This is a genomic window from Bradyrhizobium manausense, from assembly GCF_018131105.1.
GTDB lineage: Bacteria > Pseudomonadota > Alphaproteobacteria > Rhizobiales > Xanthobacteraceae > Bradyrhizobium > Bradyrhizobium manausense_B.
Map to the genome: position 1 here is coordinate 1,076,539 of NZ_JAFCJI010000001.1, position 15,623 is coordinate 1,092,161.

The window sequence follows — 15,623 nt, forward strand, 5'->3', positions numbered from 1 at the left end:
GCGACGGGATCTCAGTTATGCCGCGCGCAGTTGCGTGATCAGGCCGCGCGCCATCCGCATATCGGCGATATCAGATCCTTCGGTCAGCATGTCGCAGACCTTCTCCAGAGCAGCGAGTGCCTCTGCGCGCTGATCCTGCTTCATCCTGAGCTGCGCGATGCTGATGGCGCATCGCAGCTGCCAGAACTCTGCGCCCTGTTGCGTGGCCAGGTCCATGGCTTCGTGAAAGCAGGCGTCGGCGGCTTCTGGTTGCGGTGCCTCTCTCAGCATCAGCTCACCCTTGATGCGAAGCAGCTCCGGCAGATACCAGCGTTCCTGCCTGTCGTTGCAACGCGCCAACGCGTTCTCGACCGTGTCTAAGCCCTGATGGACCTGGTTGGCTTGTCCGAAACATGCCGCGAGCTCGCCGAGCAGGGGAAGAAAGCGCGGCAGGAAGCGCGCATCGCCGGCACGATTGAGTTCGTCGCGCAGCAGCGGCAGGCCCGTCTCGACATTCGTGCGCCGAGCGACGACCAACGCGTTGAACGCGCGCGCCCACAGACCCCAGAGCCTGATGGCGTGGCGATCGGTGTGCTCCAGCAACTCGGTCCCATAGCGCTCGGCGGCATCGTAGTCACCGGCCAGAAAGGCGATCGGGCAGGCGGCTTGTCCGAGCACGCTACAGAAGGTCAGCGCGTGTCCGTTGGCACGGCCTTCATGGATGTTCTGCTCGGCGAGTGCCAGGGCCTGATCCGCATAACCCTGGAGCCACAGGATGCGGGCGCGAAAATATTTTGTCGATATCCGCAAATCGAGCGGGAAGATCTTAGGCTTCTCGGCCAGCACATGCAGCGACGCATTCACCCGGTCGATACGAACGCGCGCCTCGCGCTGATCTCCGAGATAATGCAGCACGACGGCCGTGAGGCGGTCCGCCAGCATGAGGTCCGTCTTGTCAGGCGAATTCGCCGCGGCTTCGGCGAAACGGTCGGCGAGCGCGCGCGCCTTGCCGAACGCGCCATTGTTGAACTGATCGATGGACAAGCCCCAGAGGGCCCGCAACCTGAAATCCTTGTCATCGAACCTGTCGGCCAGCTCGAGCGTGGCTTCGAGAACGGGGCGCGCCTCGCGCGCCCGCCCTTCGCCGTACATGAGCGACCAGCCGAGCGCCGCGAGGAGCTGCATGCGCAGCCGGTCGTCGTCTTGGTCTCCGAGCGCGGCCAGTGCGGTTCTGGCGCGCTCGCGACATTCGGAGAACAAGGAAAGACGAACCCAGAGCGTGACCGCCACCGCCGTCAGCCCGATGCCGAGCTGTGCGTCGCCATCGGGCGAGAGGGCCCAATCCAGCGCGGCGCGCAGATTGTCCAGTTCCGCGCCGTAGGTGCCTAGCCAGTCCGTCAGGGGGGAGGAGGTCTCGGCTTCGGCGCGCTCGAACAGGCCGCGGAAGTATTCGGCATGCCGCTGTGCGATCCGCTTGGCTTCACCGGCTTCGTTGAGCTTGCCGAGCGCGTAGGTCCGCGTCGTATCCAGCAGGCGATAGCGCAGTGTTCGTGCGCCTGAGGGTGCGATCAGCGACTTCGTGACGAGATTGTCGATCGCCTCCATCGTCGCGGCGGCACTGAGCCCGTCGCCCGAGGCGACGGCGGCGGCTGCCTCCGGCGTGAACGGCCCGACGAAGACCGACAATCTCCGCAAGATGGCGCTCTCGGATGCGGAAAGCAGGTCGTAGCTCCAGTCGAGCGCGGCGCTGAGCGTCTGGTGTCGCGGGATGGCGGTGCGTCGCCCGCGCCATTGCAGCGAAAAGCGGCTGTCGAGCAGGGATGCCGTGCCGGCGATTCCATAGGCGTTGACGCGTCCCGCCGCGAGTTCGATCGCAAGCGCGATGCCGTCAAGGCGGCGGCAGATGTCGGCCACCAGCGGCGCTTCCTCCGCGCTGAGCTGAAATGCTCCGGAACTCTGCGCGATACGTTCGACGAAGAGCTGGGCTGCGGGATAGGCGAGAACGTCGGCCACGGCGAGATCGTCGCGCCGGGGCGGGCAGTCCAGCGGAAACAGTCGAAAGATACGTTCGCCTTCGCTGCGAAAGGATTCACGGCTGGTTGCCAGCACGTGCAACCGCGGCGCCTCGCGAACGAGGCGCTCGACCAACGGTGCAAGGCTCTCCAGCACATGCTCGCAACTGTCGAAGATCAGCAATGTCGGCTTCGACTGGAGATGGGTCAGCAGGGCCGGGACCGGATCTTCCGCATTGATGGACAGCCCGAGGGTGGAGGCGATGGTGATCGCCGCGAGTTCGGGCTTTCGCACCGGTCCGAAGTCGATGAAAAAGACTGTGCCGTCAAAATGCCCAAGTCGGCGATGGCCCACGGTCACGGCCACGGCTGTCTTGCCGATCCCGCCCGGGCCGACCACGGTGACGAAGCGGTGCTGCGCGAGCCCGGTCGAAATCTTCTCGATGACGTCGTCTCGCCCGATTACCCTGGCGAGTGGAGCGGGCAGCGAGCGGGGCAGGGGAACGTCGACCGGGGAAGCAGGAAGCGCGGGCGCGACCTGCGCCAGCGACGCGACGAAGCAATAGCCTCGCCCGGGAACGTTGACGACATAACGGGCCGACTTGCCGGTGTCTCCGAGCGCCTTGCGCAGTGCTGCGATATGGAAGCGGAGGCTGCCATCATCGACATTCACGTCGGCCCAGACGCGCTTGACGAGCTCGCGTTTGTCGACCACTTCGCCGGGCCGCTCGGCCAGGAAGATCAGGATGTCGAGCGCACGGCCCCCGACGTGAAGATGCGCGCCGTCCCTCTCCAGGAGGCGCGACTTCGGAAACAGTCGAAATGGCCCAAAAGAAATGGCCGAGTCTTGGTTGTTGTTATCTGGCACGCGCCATCGCCCCCTCGGAGGGGAGTCAAAATTTGTTTGATTTTGTCTACCAGAACGAAGCGTACAGTAAACTGTACGAAAGCAGCAAAGGCGGCGGTGGGGTCGCTTGCAGCCGCTTCGGCAGATTGCGTGCGACCAAAATATCACTGCTAAATGAACAGGTTATGACGACGTCGATCTGACGCGTCCCGGCAGTCTCCAGTCCCGCGCAATGGACATGCCCCTCATCGACGGCGCCGCCATTGACGATCGCCACAGAGTGCTGCGAATGGAGCCTTGGGAGCCGGTCCCGCCTTGACTTGGGCTCACGACTTTCGGAACAGGACATGCCTTCCCTCTCACGGCGAGACTTCGTCAACGCAGCCGCGTTTGCGGCCGCACTCGCCGGAATTCCACGCAACGGAAGCGCGGCGGATTATCCGTCGCGTCGCATTCGGCTGGTGATCCCATATTCTGCCGGAGGTTCAGGCGATCAGATCGGTCGCCCCTGGGTTGAGAAGATGTCATCTCAACTCGGTCCGACATTTGTCGACAATATCGGCGGTGCGGGCGGCGCGATCGGGACGACCGAGGTCGCGCGCGAGAAGCCCGATGGCTATTCGCTGCTGTTGGGAAACGGCAGCACGCAGGTGATCATTCCGTTGACGACGCCCAATCCCGCTTATGCCATGGGAGACTTTCGGGCGATCTATCGCCTGATCAGCAGCGCGCTGGTTTTCGCCGTTCATCCGTCGGTGCCGGCCACGGATCTGCAGGGCCTGATCGCCTATGCGAGGAGCAATCCCGGCAAGCTATCGTATGGGACACCCGGCATCGGCACCGGTAATCACCTGGTCGGTGAGCAGTTCAAGCAGCAGGCAGGTGGGCTGGATATCGTCCACGTCCCTTATCGGGGCATCGCGCAGGCCACCAACGACCTCGTCAGCGGCCAGATATCCCTCGTCGTTGCCGTGATGTCGGTCCAATTGCAGCAGCTGAACCGGGCCGGCAAAATAAGGCTGCTCGCCGTCACCACCGACAAGCGCCTGAGCGGCGCACCTGATATCCCGACTGCCATTGAATCGGGCATGCAAGGTCTCAGCTATGAGGGATGGTTCGGCCTGTTCGCGCCGAAAGGGACGGATGACGCGATCATCGACCGCATCGCGCGAGAGACCCGTACGGCCATGGCCGATCCCGCACTCCAGGCGAACTATCGCGCGCAGGGCATGGAGCCCGACAGCGATTCAAGCCCGGACAAATTCCAGCGAATCGTCGATGCCACCTCGGCAAGCCTTGGACCGGTGATCAAGTCGATTGGACTGCAAGCGCTGTAGACGCGCCGGCCACAATACCGGGCCAGCGTCGCGCGGAAGCGACCTGCTGAAGGTCGTCATTATCCGTCCGGTGCAATGACGCCCTTGCTGAAAAGGAAACAACCATAGAAGCGCCGCTCACCGGTGGCGATCACGCAGTAGGCTGCCTTGGCCTTCTCATAGAAGGCATGGCGCTCGACCCCCACCAGCGGCCACGCGCGTCCCTCGGCGCGGTCGATCACGGCCTGCACCTCGCGCTGAACCGGCGGCACCTCCTGAGGCTGGCCGACGATCTCCATGCGCATCGCAGCATCGTCCACGAACGTATCGAGCGGCATGACCGAGAGAATGGCTTCGATCGCCTTGGCCGTGCTGACGTTGTCGATGCGAAGCAGCTCGCCGAACACGGTCTGGCGTGCGATCGAGTCGGCTGGAAAATTGGTGTCGCATACGACGAGACGATCCCCATGCCCCATTGCCCGCAAGGCGTAGAGCACGTCGGCATTCAGCAGCGGGTTGATGCCTTTGAGCATGTTGTGTCCCTTCCTTGTCTTCAAAATCGTCAGGACCCTGATGGTCCGAATTCAATCCATATCACCGTACGATGGCATATCTGGACTCCACAGGGCCAGCGTCGATCGCGGGCCGAATGGAAGAACGCGGCTCAGAATCGCCTGGCGATCTCGGCGAGGCGGCGATGTGCGGTCTCGCGCGCGGCGCGGATCGGTTCGGCCGGGCCTGCCGTGGGGCCGATCGGCACGAAGCGCACGTCGCTGACGCCGATGAAGCGGAGCGCCTCGCGCAAATAGGGCGTCGCCATGTCGATGCGGCCGCGGTTCATGCCGGTGGCAAAGTCGCTGCCGGAGGCGAGGATCACGACGGTCGGGCGATCCTTCAATAGTGGAAGATAGCCCTGAACGGGATCGAAGCGGAACGTCAGCCCTGGCTGGATGACGATGTCGAACCACTGCTTCAGCTTGTAGGGGATGCCGAAATTCCACATCGGCGTCGAGATCAGCACGCGGTCGGCCAGTGAGAAGCGCAGCGCTATCCGTTCGGCTTCGGCAAAGCTGTTCCGCTGCGCGTCGTCGAAGGCCTGCGCTTTCATGCGCGCGTATTTGGCCTCGACGATGGGGCCGGCGAACTCCGGCATGCGCTCGTGCCAGAGATCGACGACGTCGATGTCCCAATCGGAACGGGCCTGGCGGAAGCCGTCAAGGAAGATGCGCGCACCGGCGCTCGACTCGGAATCGGCTCGTGGCGAGCAGGAGAGGTGCAAAAGCTTTGCCACCGCTCATCCCAGCGCTCTGATGACGGCGTCGGCGCGTGTGACGACGGCGACGTTTTGCATGGCGAAGTTGATCGACGCCGAGTGCCAGTCGGCATTCATGGTCGAACAGCAATCTTCCGGCACGACCATGAAATAGCCCTTGTCGGCTCCGGTGCGCGCGGTGTGCTCGACCGACATGTTGGTCCAGGCGCCGGTGTTGATGATCATGTCGCGGCCGGTGGCTTTGAGGATCGTCTCCAGCCGCGTGCCCTCCCAGGCGCTCATCCGCATCTTCTCGACCACGAAGTCGCCGGGGCGCGGCTCGAGGCCTGGAACGGGCGCCGCACCCCAGCTGCCGCGCACCATCGCCTTGCTATCGACCAGACCTTCGAACAGCGGCGCGTTCAGCGTCACGCCGGGCGCGCCGGGCTCGACCACGAACCAGACATGGATAATGGTTACGCCCCGCGCGCGCGCGGCTTCCGCCAGGCGACGGACGTTCTCGACGACATGTTGCTGCTTGGCGTGGCCGGGCGCACCGGAGTCGGCGAAGGCACCGCCATCCATGATGACGTCGTTCTGGAGATCCTGGATGATCATGGCGCAGCGGTTTGGATCGAGCCGCATCTCGCCGTCGGCGAGGATGGGGCTTGCTGCCGCGGGACCGGGACCTGCAGCTCCGCCACCGCTGCGTCTGCCGCTCATATAGGGCTCGTGGCGCGGGCCGGTCCTGGTCGGGATGGCATAGACCGAATGGGTCGAGGTCAGGTAGAGCGTCCGGAAATCCGGTCCGCCCCAGGCGAGATTGGCGACGAGCTCGGGCACACGAACCTTTCCGAGCAACTCGCCGCGTGCCGAATAGACCCAGACCCCACCGGGCGCGGTGACCCAGACATTGCCGTGCTGGTCGCACTTCATGCCGTCAGGCAGGCCCGCCTCGAGTTCGGAGCGGATGCCGCTCGCGAACACGCGCGCGTTGGACAGCGTGCCGTCGGCGACGACGTCGAACACGCGGATCAGCGCCTGCACGGTGTCGTTGACATAGAGCAGCTTTTCGTCGGGCGAGAAGCATAGTCCGTTCGGCTGGTCGAACAGGGTTCTATCGACCATGAGCTTGGGCTCGCTGCCGGGCACCACGCGGTAGACGCCCTGGAAGCCGAGCTGCCGCGGCCGCTCGACGCCATAGACCGGCATGCGGCCGTACCAGGGATCCGAGAAATAGATCGCGCCGGAGGAGTGCACGCAGACGTCGTTGGGGCTATTCAGCTCCTGTCCGCCAAAGTGCGAGGCCAGCACTTCGCGCCGTCCGTCCGGCCGTTCGCGGATCAGCGACGAGGTCGCGTGCTCGCAGACGATCAGGTTGAGCTCGGCGTCATAGGTCATGCCGTTGCATTTGTTCGACGGGCGCTTGACCTCGGCGACGCCACGCCGCGCATCCCAGCGCCGGCGCACGTCGCCCGGCATGTCCGAGAACAGCAAATAGTGATCGATCGGATGCCAGATCGGGCCTTCCGTGAAATCAAAGCCCGTTCCGACCTGCGCGACCGGCGCGTAGGGGTCGATCAGCGTTTCGAATTCGGAGCGCAAGGTGACATGGGTCATCGGTCGGCCCTCACATCATTTTCAGGCTGGGAACCAGTTCCGCGCAGGCAGGGACTGTACGATCGGGCCAGGGACCTGATCGTGCAGCCGGCCCACGACAGTGCCGCCTTCGATCTTGGCGGGGCGATCGTGCACTGGCAACAGATAGCGGGAATTACTGAGCAGCTTCTTGATCGAGGCCTTCTCGGCGCGCTTGCTGGTACCGTGATTGCCGGTGGTGCGTGGCTCCGCGTCGTGGATCTCGTTAAAGGGCGTGACGATCTGGTCGTTGAAGTCGTAGATGACGTCGCCGCAAATGGTGGCGATGCCGTCGGCGGTTTCGACGATGATGTTCATCGAGCCCTCGGTGTGAGCGTTGGCCGCGTCGCAATAAACGCCAGGCATCAGTTCGACGGGGCCGGTGATCTCGAGGTCGAGGAAACGCAGCGCGCTCTTGGTGTGCAAGCGGTCGATCAAGTGCTTGATGTCGGGCGCCGGATATTGCGGGTGCATCAGGCCGGAGACGGAATATTCCAGCTCCTTGCGGTTGAGCACCACGGTCGTGTTCATCGGGAACAGATCGTCCTTGCCCGCGTGATCGATATGCAAATGGGTGTGGCAGACGAACCGCACGTCGCCCATGCGCACGCCGTGGCGAGCGAGCTGGTTCTCGATCATGTTCTCATGGTACTGCAGGCCGCGCATGCCCAGCGTCTCCATGATCTGGTTGGAGCGATAGCCGGTGTCGACCACAACAGGATATTTCCCGCCGAGGATCAGAAAGCCCAGCGTGAGGACGCGGCGGGTGCGGCCGCAGTCGCGGCCGAGCACCAGGAAGCTCGATTCCAGCTCGATATCGCCGTAGTCCAGGATCTTGATCTCCAGCGCCATTCTTTGCCCTCCCTGTCGTTTTTCTTGTCTGTCAAAGCCGATAGACGCGCGTCGCGGTGCCTCCGAAGATCGCGTCCTGTTGTTCGGTGCTCAGTGGTGCGGCTGCCGTGCGAAATGCGCCGACGAGTTCGCGGTAGCTGGTCCACAGTTTCTCGATTGGAAAATTGGAGCCGAACAGGCAGCGCTCGGCGCCGAAGATCGCGACGGTGTCCATGACCACCGCGGCGATATGCGCGGGGTCGTTTCGGTGAATGAACGTGCCGAGCCCGGAAAGCTTGGAGACCACGTTCGGGTGGGCCGCAAGGCGGGCCATCCCGGCGCGCCAGGCCGCACGCCCTGCAGGGGAGAGATCCTCCAGCATGCCGGCATGCTGAAGGATGAAGGTCACCTTGGGGCAGGATTCGGCGAGCATGGCCGCATCCGGCATCTGCGGCGTGAACACCTGCAGATCAAACGTCCAGCCGTAATCGGCGAGGCGCGCGACGTTGCGGCGAACCATCGGATCGAGGCAGAGGTCGGGCTTTGCCGCGAAACGATAAAGTGGGTTCTCGTGCCAGTGCAGCTGCATGCGGACGCCGCGCACGAGTGAGTAGAGTTTCAGGCGGTCGAGCTGCGGACGCACGTCGTCGACGGCGAAATTGGCATAGGCAACGATGGCGTGTGGCCAGCCGTGCTCGTCGGCCGTCCGCTGCACCCAGGCGGTTTCGTCCTCGAAGCGATCGTTCGCCCAATTGGTCTGGACATAAACCGAGCGAGTGACGCCGCTGCCTTTGAGGTCGTCGAGATACTCCCCGATCGGATAGTCGCGGCGGATGGCCTCGTAAGGTCCGAAGATGCGCGGCTGCATCGGGCCGACCAGCCAGGGCAGGTCGGCCTGCCGCCAGATATGATGATGGCCGTCGACGATTTCGGTCACGCAGCTCTCCTTCGTCCCAGTGCCAGTACATGCGCGACGATGGATGCGGTGGATCCACCGTCGACGAGGTCGCCGACAAAGCGCTCGATGGCAACGAGCGCGTCGGTCTGCGGGCGGAAGCCCGGGCCGCTCGCCAACGGCGTCAGCCAGCTCACGCGCCAGGCCCGCCGCGACAGTTTTGCCACAGCATCGCGCAACGCATCTGAATCGCCGCGCTCAAGACCATCAGAGACGACGACCACAGCGGCCCCACGCGCGTAACCGCCAAATCGAGGTACCGCGAGGAAAGCCTGCAGTGCGTCACCGATGCGGGTGCCGCCGTCCCAATCGCTGACGAGATGCGCGGCCGCATTCAACGCCTGCTCGCGTCGCTTCAGCCGCAGAGGGCGGGTGACGCGAGTCAATCGCGTGCCGAAGGTAAATACCTCGACATTGGGCGCGGCCTGCACCAGCGCATGCGCCAGCTTCATGTTCTCCTCGGTGCGGCTCTTCATCGAACCGGAGACGTCGATCAGCAGCAGGAATTTCCGCGGGCGCCGGCGCCGCTTCATGTGGCCGAGCCGCAGGATCTCGCCGTCGCTCCGGACAGAGTCGCGCAAGGTGCGGCGAAGGTCGGCGAAGGGACCGCGTCGCGCCCGCATGCGCCGGTGGCCGCGCCGCCGCGGCAGGCGTCGGGGAGCCTCACGCGACAAGCGCCGCAGCGCGTCGGTGGTGGACAACTGGGCAAAACGACGTTCGACCAGCGCCTCGGTGCGGGCCGCGGTCAGGCCGGACTCATTGGCGTCGTCGGAAAGGAGCGGCTCCTCGTCGCCGCGACCTTCTTCCTGAAGCCGGACGGTCTCGTCGTCCTCGCCGTCGTCGGTGTGCTCGATCGCCTCGTTGCCGCGGAAGTGTAGGTCGAAGAGCCGGTCAAACGTCGCGCGGCGCTCGGGCGGCGGGGCGAGCGTGGCCAATGCGGCATGCCTGATGTCCCTGAGGTCACGCGGGCCGAGCAACTCGATGGCTGTCAGGAACGCGGTGGTCTGCTCCGGTGCAACGGCAAAACCGTTGGCGCGCATCAAGGCGACAAAGGAGACGAAGATGCGGGCGGCGCGCGGCAGCTGGAGCTCGGTGCTCATGCGGTCGCCTCCGCGAGCATCGCGTCGAGCCGGGGTGAGATGAAATGCAGGTCTTCCTCGTCCTTCAGCGCCACGCCGATTGAACGCTTGAAGGCGTCGGGCCAGCGCGCGCCGCCCTTGTTGAGGAGTGTCGCTGCCTCGGCCCAATCGACCGCCTCGGCGATGCCCGGCGCTTTGCTCAACGGTTCGCGCCGGAGTTTGCCGACAGCTGCGACGACTGCGCGGGCGGTGGCTTCCGCAACGCTGGAGGCTCGCAGCATCACGATCCGAGCTTCCCGCTCTTCGCTGGGGTAGCCGATCCAGTGATAGACGCAGCGGCGGCGCAAGGCCTCGTGCAGGTCGCGTGTTCGATTCGACGTCAGCACCACGACGGGGCGCTCGGCGGCACGAACCGTGCCGCGTTCGGGGATCGAAATCTGAAAGTCGGACAGGAATTCGAGCAGGAACGCCTCGAACTCCTGGTCGGCGCGGTCGATTTCGTCGATCAATAGCACGGTCGAGTCCGGCGCGCGTAGCGCGGCCAGCATCGGGCGTTCGATCAAAAACGTCTCGCCATAGATGTCGATGCTTTCGTCGCCGGCCTGGCGGATCGCCAGCATCTGGCGCGGATAGTTCCATTCGTAGAGCGCCGCGGAGGCGTCGATGCCCTCATAGCATTGCAGGCGGATCAGGCGACGGCCCAGCACGGCGGCGATGGCCTTTGCGGCCTCGGTCTTGCCGACACCCGGCGCGCCCTCCAGCAGCAGCGGCTTGCCGAGCGCGAGGCCGAGATAGGCTGATGTCGCAAGGCCCTCGTCGGCGAGGTAATAGGCCGCGCGCAGCGCCTTCTCCAGCGCCTCCGGACTATCGATACCGACGATGTTGCTGCGGACCGCCATGAACCAGGACCTCTAGCGCCGTGCCTGCGGCCGCGCGCCGCCCTGGGATTTGATTGCGCGCAGCACCTTTTCGGGCGTGATCGGCAGATCATCGATGCGCACGCCGACCGCATTGAAGATCGCGTTCGCGACGGCCGGCAGCACCGGGTTGGCGCACATCTCGCCGGGACCTTTGGCGCCGAAGGGCCCATCAGGGGCAGGGCGCTCCAGCACGGCGATATCGTGCGGGCAGATGTCACCAGGGCCGGGCATCAGATATTCGACGAAGTCGCGGGGACCGTGAACGGGCTCGGGATAAGCAGGCTCGGTCGTCTCGTAGAGCGCGTGGCTGACGCCCATCCACGCACCGCCGACGAGCTGCTGTTCGACCAGCCGCGGGTTGAGCGCGCGGCCGAGCTCGTAGGCCGAATCCATCCGGACCATTGCGATCTCGCCGGTCTCATCGTCGACATCGACCTCGGCGACGAGGCAGGCGTGGGCGTAGCAGGTCGCCGGCGACATCTCGCCGGTTTCCGGATTCACCTCGGAGAGCGGCACCAGGAAGATGCCGCGACCAGAGATGGTCTTGCCCTGCTTGAACTGCGCGGCGATCGCGACGTCCTTGGTCGAGATCGAGCGGTGCGGCGCGCCCTTGACGTGGATGTTGCCGCGCCCGTCGGTTTCGAGATCGGCGGCGTTGACCTCCAGTTCCTCTGCGGCAGCTTCCATCATCACGCCGCGAGCTTCCCGCGCCGCCGCCATCACGGCATTGCCGACGCGATGGGTGCCGCGCGACGCGAACGAGCCCATGCAGTGCGGGCCGGTGTCGGAGTCGGCGGTGTCGACATAGACGTCCTCGACAGGCACCCCCAGCGTCTCCGCGCAGATCTGCCGTGTCACCGACTTCATGCCCTGTCCCAAGTCGATCGATGACAGTGCCACCGTGAACTTGCCGCTCGGGTTGGAGTGCACAAGCGCCTGGCTGGGGTCGCCGCCGAGGTTCATGCCGATGGGATAGTTGATCGACGCAATGCCGCGTCCGCGATGCCGGGTCATCTAGCGCCTCCTGGTGCCGAAGACGGAGGAGAAACGGGTCGCGCCATGCGAAGGCGCGGTTGGCCGCGGCGCAGGTGGTGGCGGCTCGCGCGGCGGTTCGCGGGTGACAGTCGGCGGGAGCCGGTCATAGCTGGTGCGCTGCTGGACAGGCGAAGTTGGTCTTGTGCGCGAGTCCGCCGGGGTCGGCGGGATCACGGCGCGGCTGCCGCCGCCGTCCTTGCGCGAGGACGCCCGCTTGAATTCCTCGCGCAGCGGCCACTTTGCTTTCTCAGCGGCGACTTGCACGCATTCGATCAGCGCGGTGTTCTTGGCCTCGCGCCGGTGCGCCTTCATGTCGCCGTCGCGGTAGGCGTTGAGGATCCGGAACTCCATCGGATCCATGTTGACGAGGTGCGCCAGCTTGTCCATCTGGCACTCGATCGCAAAGTCCATTGCGGTGACGCCGAAGCCTCGCATCGCGGTCGCAGGCGTCCGATTGGTGAAGACGCAATAGACATCGCCGTAGACGTTGGGGATGGTGTAGGGGCCCGGCAGATGCGCGGCACATTTCACGGCGGCGTAGCTGGAGAGCCGCGTATAGGCGCCGCTGTCGAAAAGGGCGCGGATCTTGCGCGCGACAATGCGGCCGTCGCGCATCACGCCGTCCTTGATGTAGATGCGTTCGGCGCCGCGGGGCGGACCATACTGCATCTCCTCCTCGCGCCCGAACACATAGCGTACCGGCTTCCCGGTCAGCATCGCGCCGAGAATGGCGAGCGGCTCGGTCAGCGTATCGACCTTGCCGCCAAAGCCACCGCCGACGGTGCCACCGATGAAGTGGAAGGTGTTGGACGGCACGTCCAGGATTTTTGCGCAGGTGTCGACCGAGAAGAACAGCGCCTGCGTCGAGGTGTAGACGACATAACGGCCGTTGGTGTCGGGCGCAGCAATGGCGCCATTGGTCTCGGTCGGCGCATGCTCGATCGGCGACATCTGGTAGCGCTGCTCGAGCACATGGTCGGCAGTCGCCAGCGCCGCGTCGGCATCGCCGAAGCGAAGCCTCTGATGATCGTACGTCTCGTGATAGGTGAAGGTGTTCTTGGGATAGGTCTCGTTGACCACGGGCGCGCCCGGTTTCAGCGCGTCCTCGACGTCGAACACCGCCGGCAGCGGCTCGTAGTCGATTTTGACCTTGGCGACCGCCTCAAAGGCTTCGCGCTCGCTGTCGGCGACGATGGCGACGATCGGCTCGCCCTTGTAACGGACCTTGTCGACGGCCAGCGACGGCTCGTCGTCCTTGCCGAAATTGATCAGGCTGAGTAGCGTGTTGAGATTCACCGGGACGTCGGCGCCGCGAATGATCCGTCGCACGCCGGACGAGCGCTCGGCCTCCGACGTGTCGATGCGACGAATCCGTGCATGCGCCTGCGTCGAGCGGACGACCTTCAGGTGCAGCATGCCCTGCAGCTTGTGGTCATTGAAATAGCTCGACGTGCCCGTGACATGCCCGAGCATGTCCTGGCGCTGCGTACCCTTGCCGATTTCCTTCAGATTGTCGTCGCGCTCGTCGGCGAAAATGTCCTTGCGCAGTTCCAGCATGGTCGCGTTCCCTTACGCGCTGACCCGGCCGCCAGCGGCGGCGAGGATGGCATTGATGATCGGCTCGTAGCCGGTGCAGCGGCAGATGTTGCCGGAGATCGCCTCGACGACCTCGTCGCGGCTAGGTGAGGGATTGCGGTCGAGCAGGGCCTTTGCGGCCATCAGCACCCCCGGGGTGCAATAGCCGCATTGAGCCGCGAAATTGTCGGCGAAGGCCCGCTGCAGCGGATGCAGGTTTGGGCCCTGCTTCATGCCGTCGAGCGTTTCGATGGAGCGGCCTGCAACTGTCTCCGCCAGCGTCAGGCATGAGAGGTGAAGTTCCCCGTCTATCAGCACGCTGCAGGTGCCGCAGCCGCCCTGGCCGCAACCGAATTTGGGTGTCATGTCGCCGATCAGCTCGCGCAGCGCGACCAGCAGATTGGTGCCGCCATCGACGAAGATCGCGACGTCGCGGCCGTTGTGACGAAATTGCAGGGGTATCTTGGACATAACAGTCTATTCCTGACCGGACAGCAGGCGGCGCAGATGAACGCCGACGATCTCGCGGCGATACCAGGCGCTGCCGAGCGCGTTGTCGGATGGCGATGTTCCTTCGGTGGCGGCGGATGCGGCCGCCGCAATGGTCGCGGCGTCCAGCGAGCGCCCCTCCAGCGCGCGCTCGGCGGCGCGGGCGCGGATCTGCGTCGGTGCCATCGAGCCCAGCGCGATCCGGGCACCCGCGATCCGGCCGCCTGAGATAGGCAGATGCGCAGCAAGCGTGATGACCGAACCGCCCTTCGGCTTGATGCGGGCGATCTTGCGATAGCGGAATGCCTCGGTGCTTACGGGCCGCGTGCAGGAGACTGAAAGGACTAATGTCCCGGCCTGTCGCTCGCGCGCCTGCAGGAATTCCTCGATCGGGATGTCGCGGGCCCCGAACCCGCCAGCGACGGCTACGGTGGCGTCGAGCGCCAGCAGCGCGACGGTGAAATCGCCGTAAGGGTTGGGCGCGAAGAGATTGCCGCCGATGGTTCCCATGTTGCGCACGGCGGGGCCGCCGATTGAGCGGGCTGGGGCATGCAGGAAGCCGAGGTCACGCTCGGCGAGGACGCGCGCGAAGGTGATGCCGGCGCCCAGTGTCACGCGTGGGCCGGATGCATCGATCCGGGTCAGCGCCTGGTCCTGGGCGCGGACCACGCTTGAAATCGACACGTCGCCCTCGTTCAGGGCTCGCATCACCAGCGTGCCGCCGCCGAGATAGCGCGCGCTGCGGTCCGAGGACAGCACCCCGGCTGCCTCGCTGGCGCTCGCAAACGTCTTCACTGTTACGGCCATCTAGGCGGCCTCCTTCAAATGCCGGCGGATTGCCTCGAACCCGGCCTGATAGATGTCTTCCGCGACCATGTGGGTGATGCGGTCGCGGTCTTCCGGCCTGGTCGTGAAGCGCGACTCCCAGTGCCAGAAGGTGCGATCACCGTCGGTGACCGGCAGCAGGCGGACATGGGCGACATAGTTGAACATCGGGATCGGCGTATCGAGCAGGCAGTAGCTGAAGCTCTGTTCGAGATCGGACAGCGCCAGCAATTGCTCGCGCAACTCGGCACCATCCTTCAGCTTGAAGCGCCTGACGCAGCCGATCTTGTCGGACGAATGCGCGCGCTCGATCGAGGAGGTCGCAACCGCCGGATGCCAGCGGTCGTGCCCGTTGAAATCGCGCAGCATCGACCACGCCGCATCGGTTGGCGCATCCAGGATCGTGCTTTTGACGATATGCGGCACGGCTGTCAGCCTCCGAACACGCGCTTGAGGGCGTCAAAGCCGCCCTGGAACACGCCACCGCCGATGTTGCCGACCAGTTCGGTCTCCCGTTCCGGTGCGCAGTCGAACTCGGCGGTCCATTCGACGAAGGTCTGGTCACCATCGGTGACAGGGGTCAGCCGCAAGGTCGCGACATAGTTCTCGACGCCCATCGGGGATTCCAGGATGGAGTAGGTGCAGAACATGTCGTAGTCGGAGAGGCCGAGCAGCTTCTCGCGGATACGGTCGCCGTTGCGCAGGCGAAAGTCGCGTACACATCCGATCTTGTCCGAGGGCTCGCCGCCCTCGATGCGGCTTTCGGCGATCGCGGGATGCCAGTTCGGCAGTCCGTTGAAATCGCGCACCCGCGCCCAGACGCGGTCGTTGCGCGCATTGACGACGGTGGAGACGTAGACGCGGGGCATG

Annotated in this window: 15 protein-coding genes; 1 reads left to right on the forward strand and 14 read right to left on the reverse strand. The window is 65.0% G+C overall.

Going from position 1 to position 15,623, the window contains the following annotated elements; translation table 11 throughout:
• Positions 1-15 precede the first annotated feature (15 nt).
• Entirely contained in the window at positions 16-2,859 is a 2,844-nt protein-coding gene (locus tag JQ631_RS04850) for an ATP-binding protein (RefSeq protein WP_212324471.1), read from the reverse strand.
• A 326-nt stretch (positions 2,860-3,185) separates the two neighbouring features.
• Here JQ631_RS04850 and JQ631_RS04855 point away from each other — a divergent pair, with 326 nt between their 5' ends.
• Entirely contained in the window at positions 3,186-4,175 is a 990-nt protein-coding gene (locus JQ631_RS04855; RefSeq protein WP_212324473.1) for a Bug family tripartite tricarboxylate transporter substrate binding protein, read from the forward strand.
• A 59-nt stretch (positions 4,176-4,234) separates the two neighbouring features.
• Here JQ631_RS04855 and JQ631_RS04860 read toward each other — a convergent pair whose 3' ends face one another.
• The 13 genes from JQ631_RS04860 to JQ631_RS04920 all read right to left on the reverse strand — a co-directional run bounded on the left by JQ631_RS04860 (position 4,235) and on the right by JQ631_RS04920 (position 15,622).
• Positions 4,235-4,687, reverse strand: coding sequence for an RbsD/FucU family protein (locus JQ631_RS04860; RefSeq protein ID WP_212324475.1), 453 nt, complete (start codon positions 4,685-4,687; stop codon positions 4,235-4,237).
• 131 nt (positions 4,688-4,818) lie between these two features.
• A complete protein-coding gene (locus JQ631_RS04865; RefSeq protein WP_212324477.1) occupies positions 4,819-5,445 on the reverse strand; it encodes an FMN-dependent NADH-azoreductase in 627 nt (208 codons plus the stop codon).
• A gap of 3 nt (positions 5,446-5,448) precedes the next feature.
• On the reverse strand, positions 5,449-7,026 hold the full coding sequence (locus JQ631_RS04870; protein WP_212324478.1) for an isochorismatase family protein: 1,578 nt from the start codon (positions 7,024-7,026) through the stop codon (positions 5,449-5,451).
• Positions 7,027-7,047: 21 nt separating this feature from the next.
• Entirely contained in the window at positions 7,048-7,896 is an 849-nt protein-coding gene (locus JQ631_RS04875; protein ID WP_212324479.1) for an MBL fold metallo-hydrolase, read from the reverse strand.
• A 31-nt stretch (positions 7,897-7,927) separates the two neighbouring features.
• Positions 7,928-8,812 carry an amidohydrolase family protein gene (locus JQ631_RS04880; RefSeq protein ID WP_212324480.1) on the reverse strand — a complete coding sequence of 295 codons (885 nt, stop codon included), beginning with the start codon at positions 8,810-8,812 and terminating at the stop codon, positions 7,928-7,930.
• A complete protein-coding gene (locus JQ631_RS04885; RefSeq protein WP_212324481.1) occupies positions 8,809-9,930 on the reverse strand; it encodes a vWA domain-containing protein in 1,122 nt (373 codons plus the stop codon). Before JQ631_RS04885 ends, JQ631_RS04880 begins: the two co-directional genes overlap by 4 nt.
• Entirely contained in the window at positions 9,927-10,808 is an 882-nt protein-coding gene (locus JQ631_RS04890; RefSeq protein ID WP_212324482.1) for an AAA family ATPase, read from the reverse strand. Before JQ631_RS04890 ends, JQ631_RS04885 begins: the two co-directional genes overlap by 4 nt.
• 12 nt (positions 10,809-10,820) lie before the next feature.
• On the reverse strand, positions 10,821-11,843 hold the full coding sequence (locus JQ631_RS04895) for a xanthine dehydrogenase family protein molybdopterin-binding subunit (protein ID WP_212324483.1): 1,023 nt from the start codon (positions 11,841-11,843) through the stop codon (positions 10,821-10,823).
• The gene (locus JQ631_RS04900) at positions 11,844-13,421 is read right to left on the reverse strand and encodes a xanthine dehydrogenase family protein molybdopterin-binding subunit (RefSeq protein ID WP_212324485.1); all 1,578 of its coding nucleotides are present in this window, start codon (positions 13,419-13,421) and stop codon (positions 11,844-11,846) included. It abuts the gene before it with no gap.
• Between the two features lie 12 nt (positions 13,422-13,433).
• On the reverse strand, positions 13,434-13,910 hold the full coding sequence (locus JQ631_RS04905) for a (2Fe-2S)-binding protein (protein WP_212324488.1): 477 nt from the start codon (positions 13,908-13,910) through the stop codon (positions 13,434-13,436).
• Between the two features lie 6 nt (positions 13,911-13,916).
• Entirely contained in the window at positions 13,917-14,735 is an 819-nt protein-coding gene (locus JQ631_RS04910) for an FAD binding domain-containing protein (protein WP_212324490.1), read from the reverse strand.
• Complete coding sequence (locus tag JQ631_RS04915) at positions 14,736-15,179, reverse strand: SRPBCC family protein (RefSeq protein WP_212324492.1); 444 nt, start codon at positions 15,177-15,179, stop codon at positions 14,736-14,738.
• Positions 15,180-15,184: 5 nt separating this feature from the next.
• Entirely contained in the window at positions 15,185-15,622 is a 438-nt protein-coding gene (locus tag JQ631_RS04920) for an SRPBCC family protein (protein WP_015686997.1), read from the reverse strand.
• Between the last annotated feature and the right edge of the window lies 1 nt (position 15,623).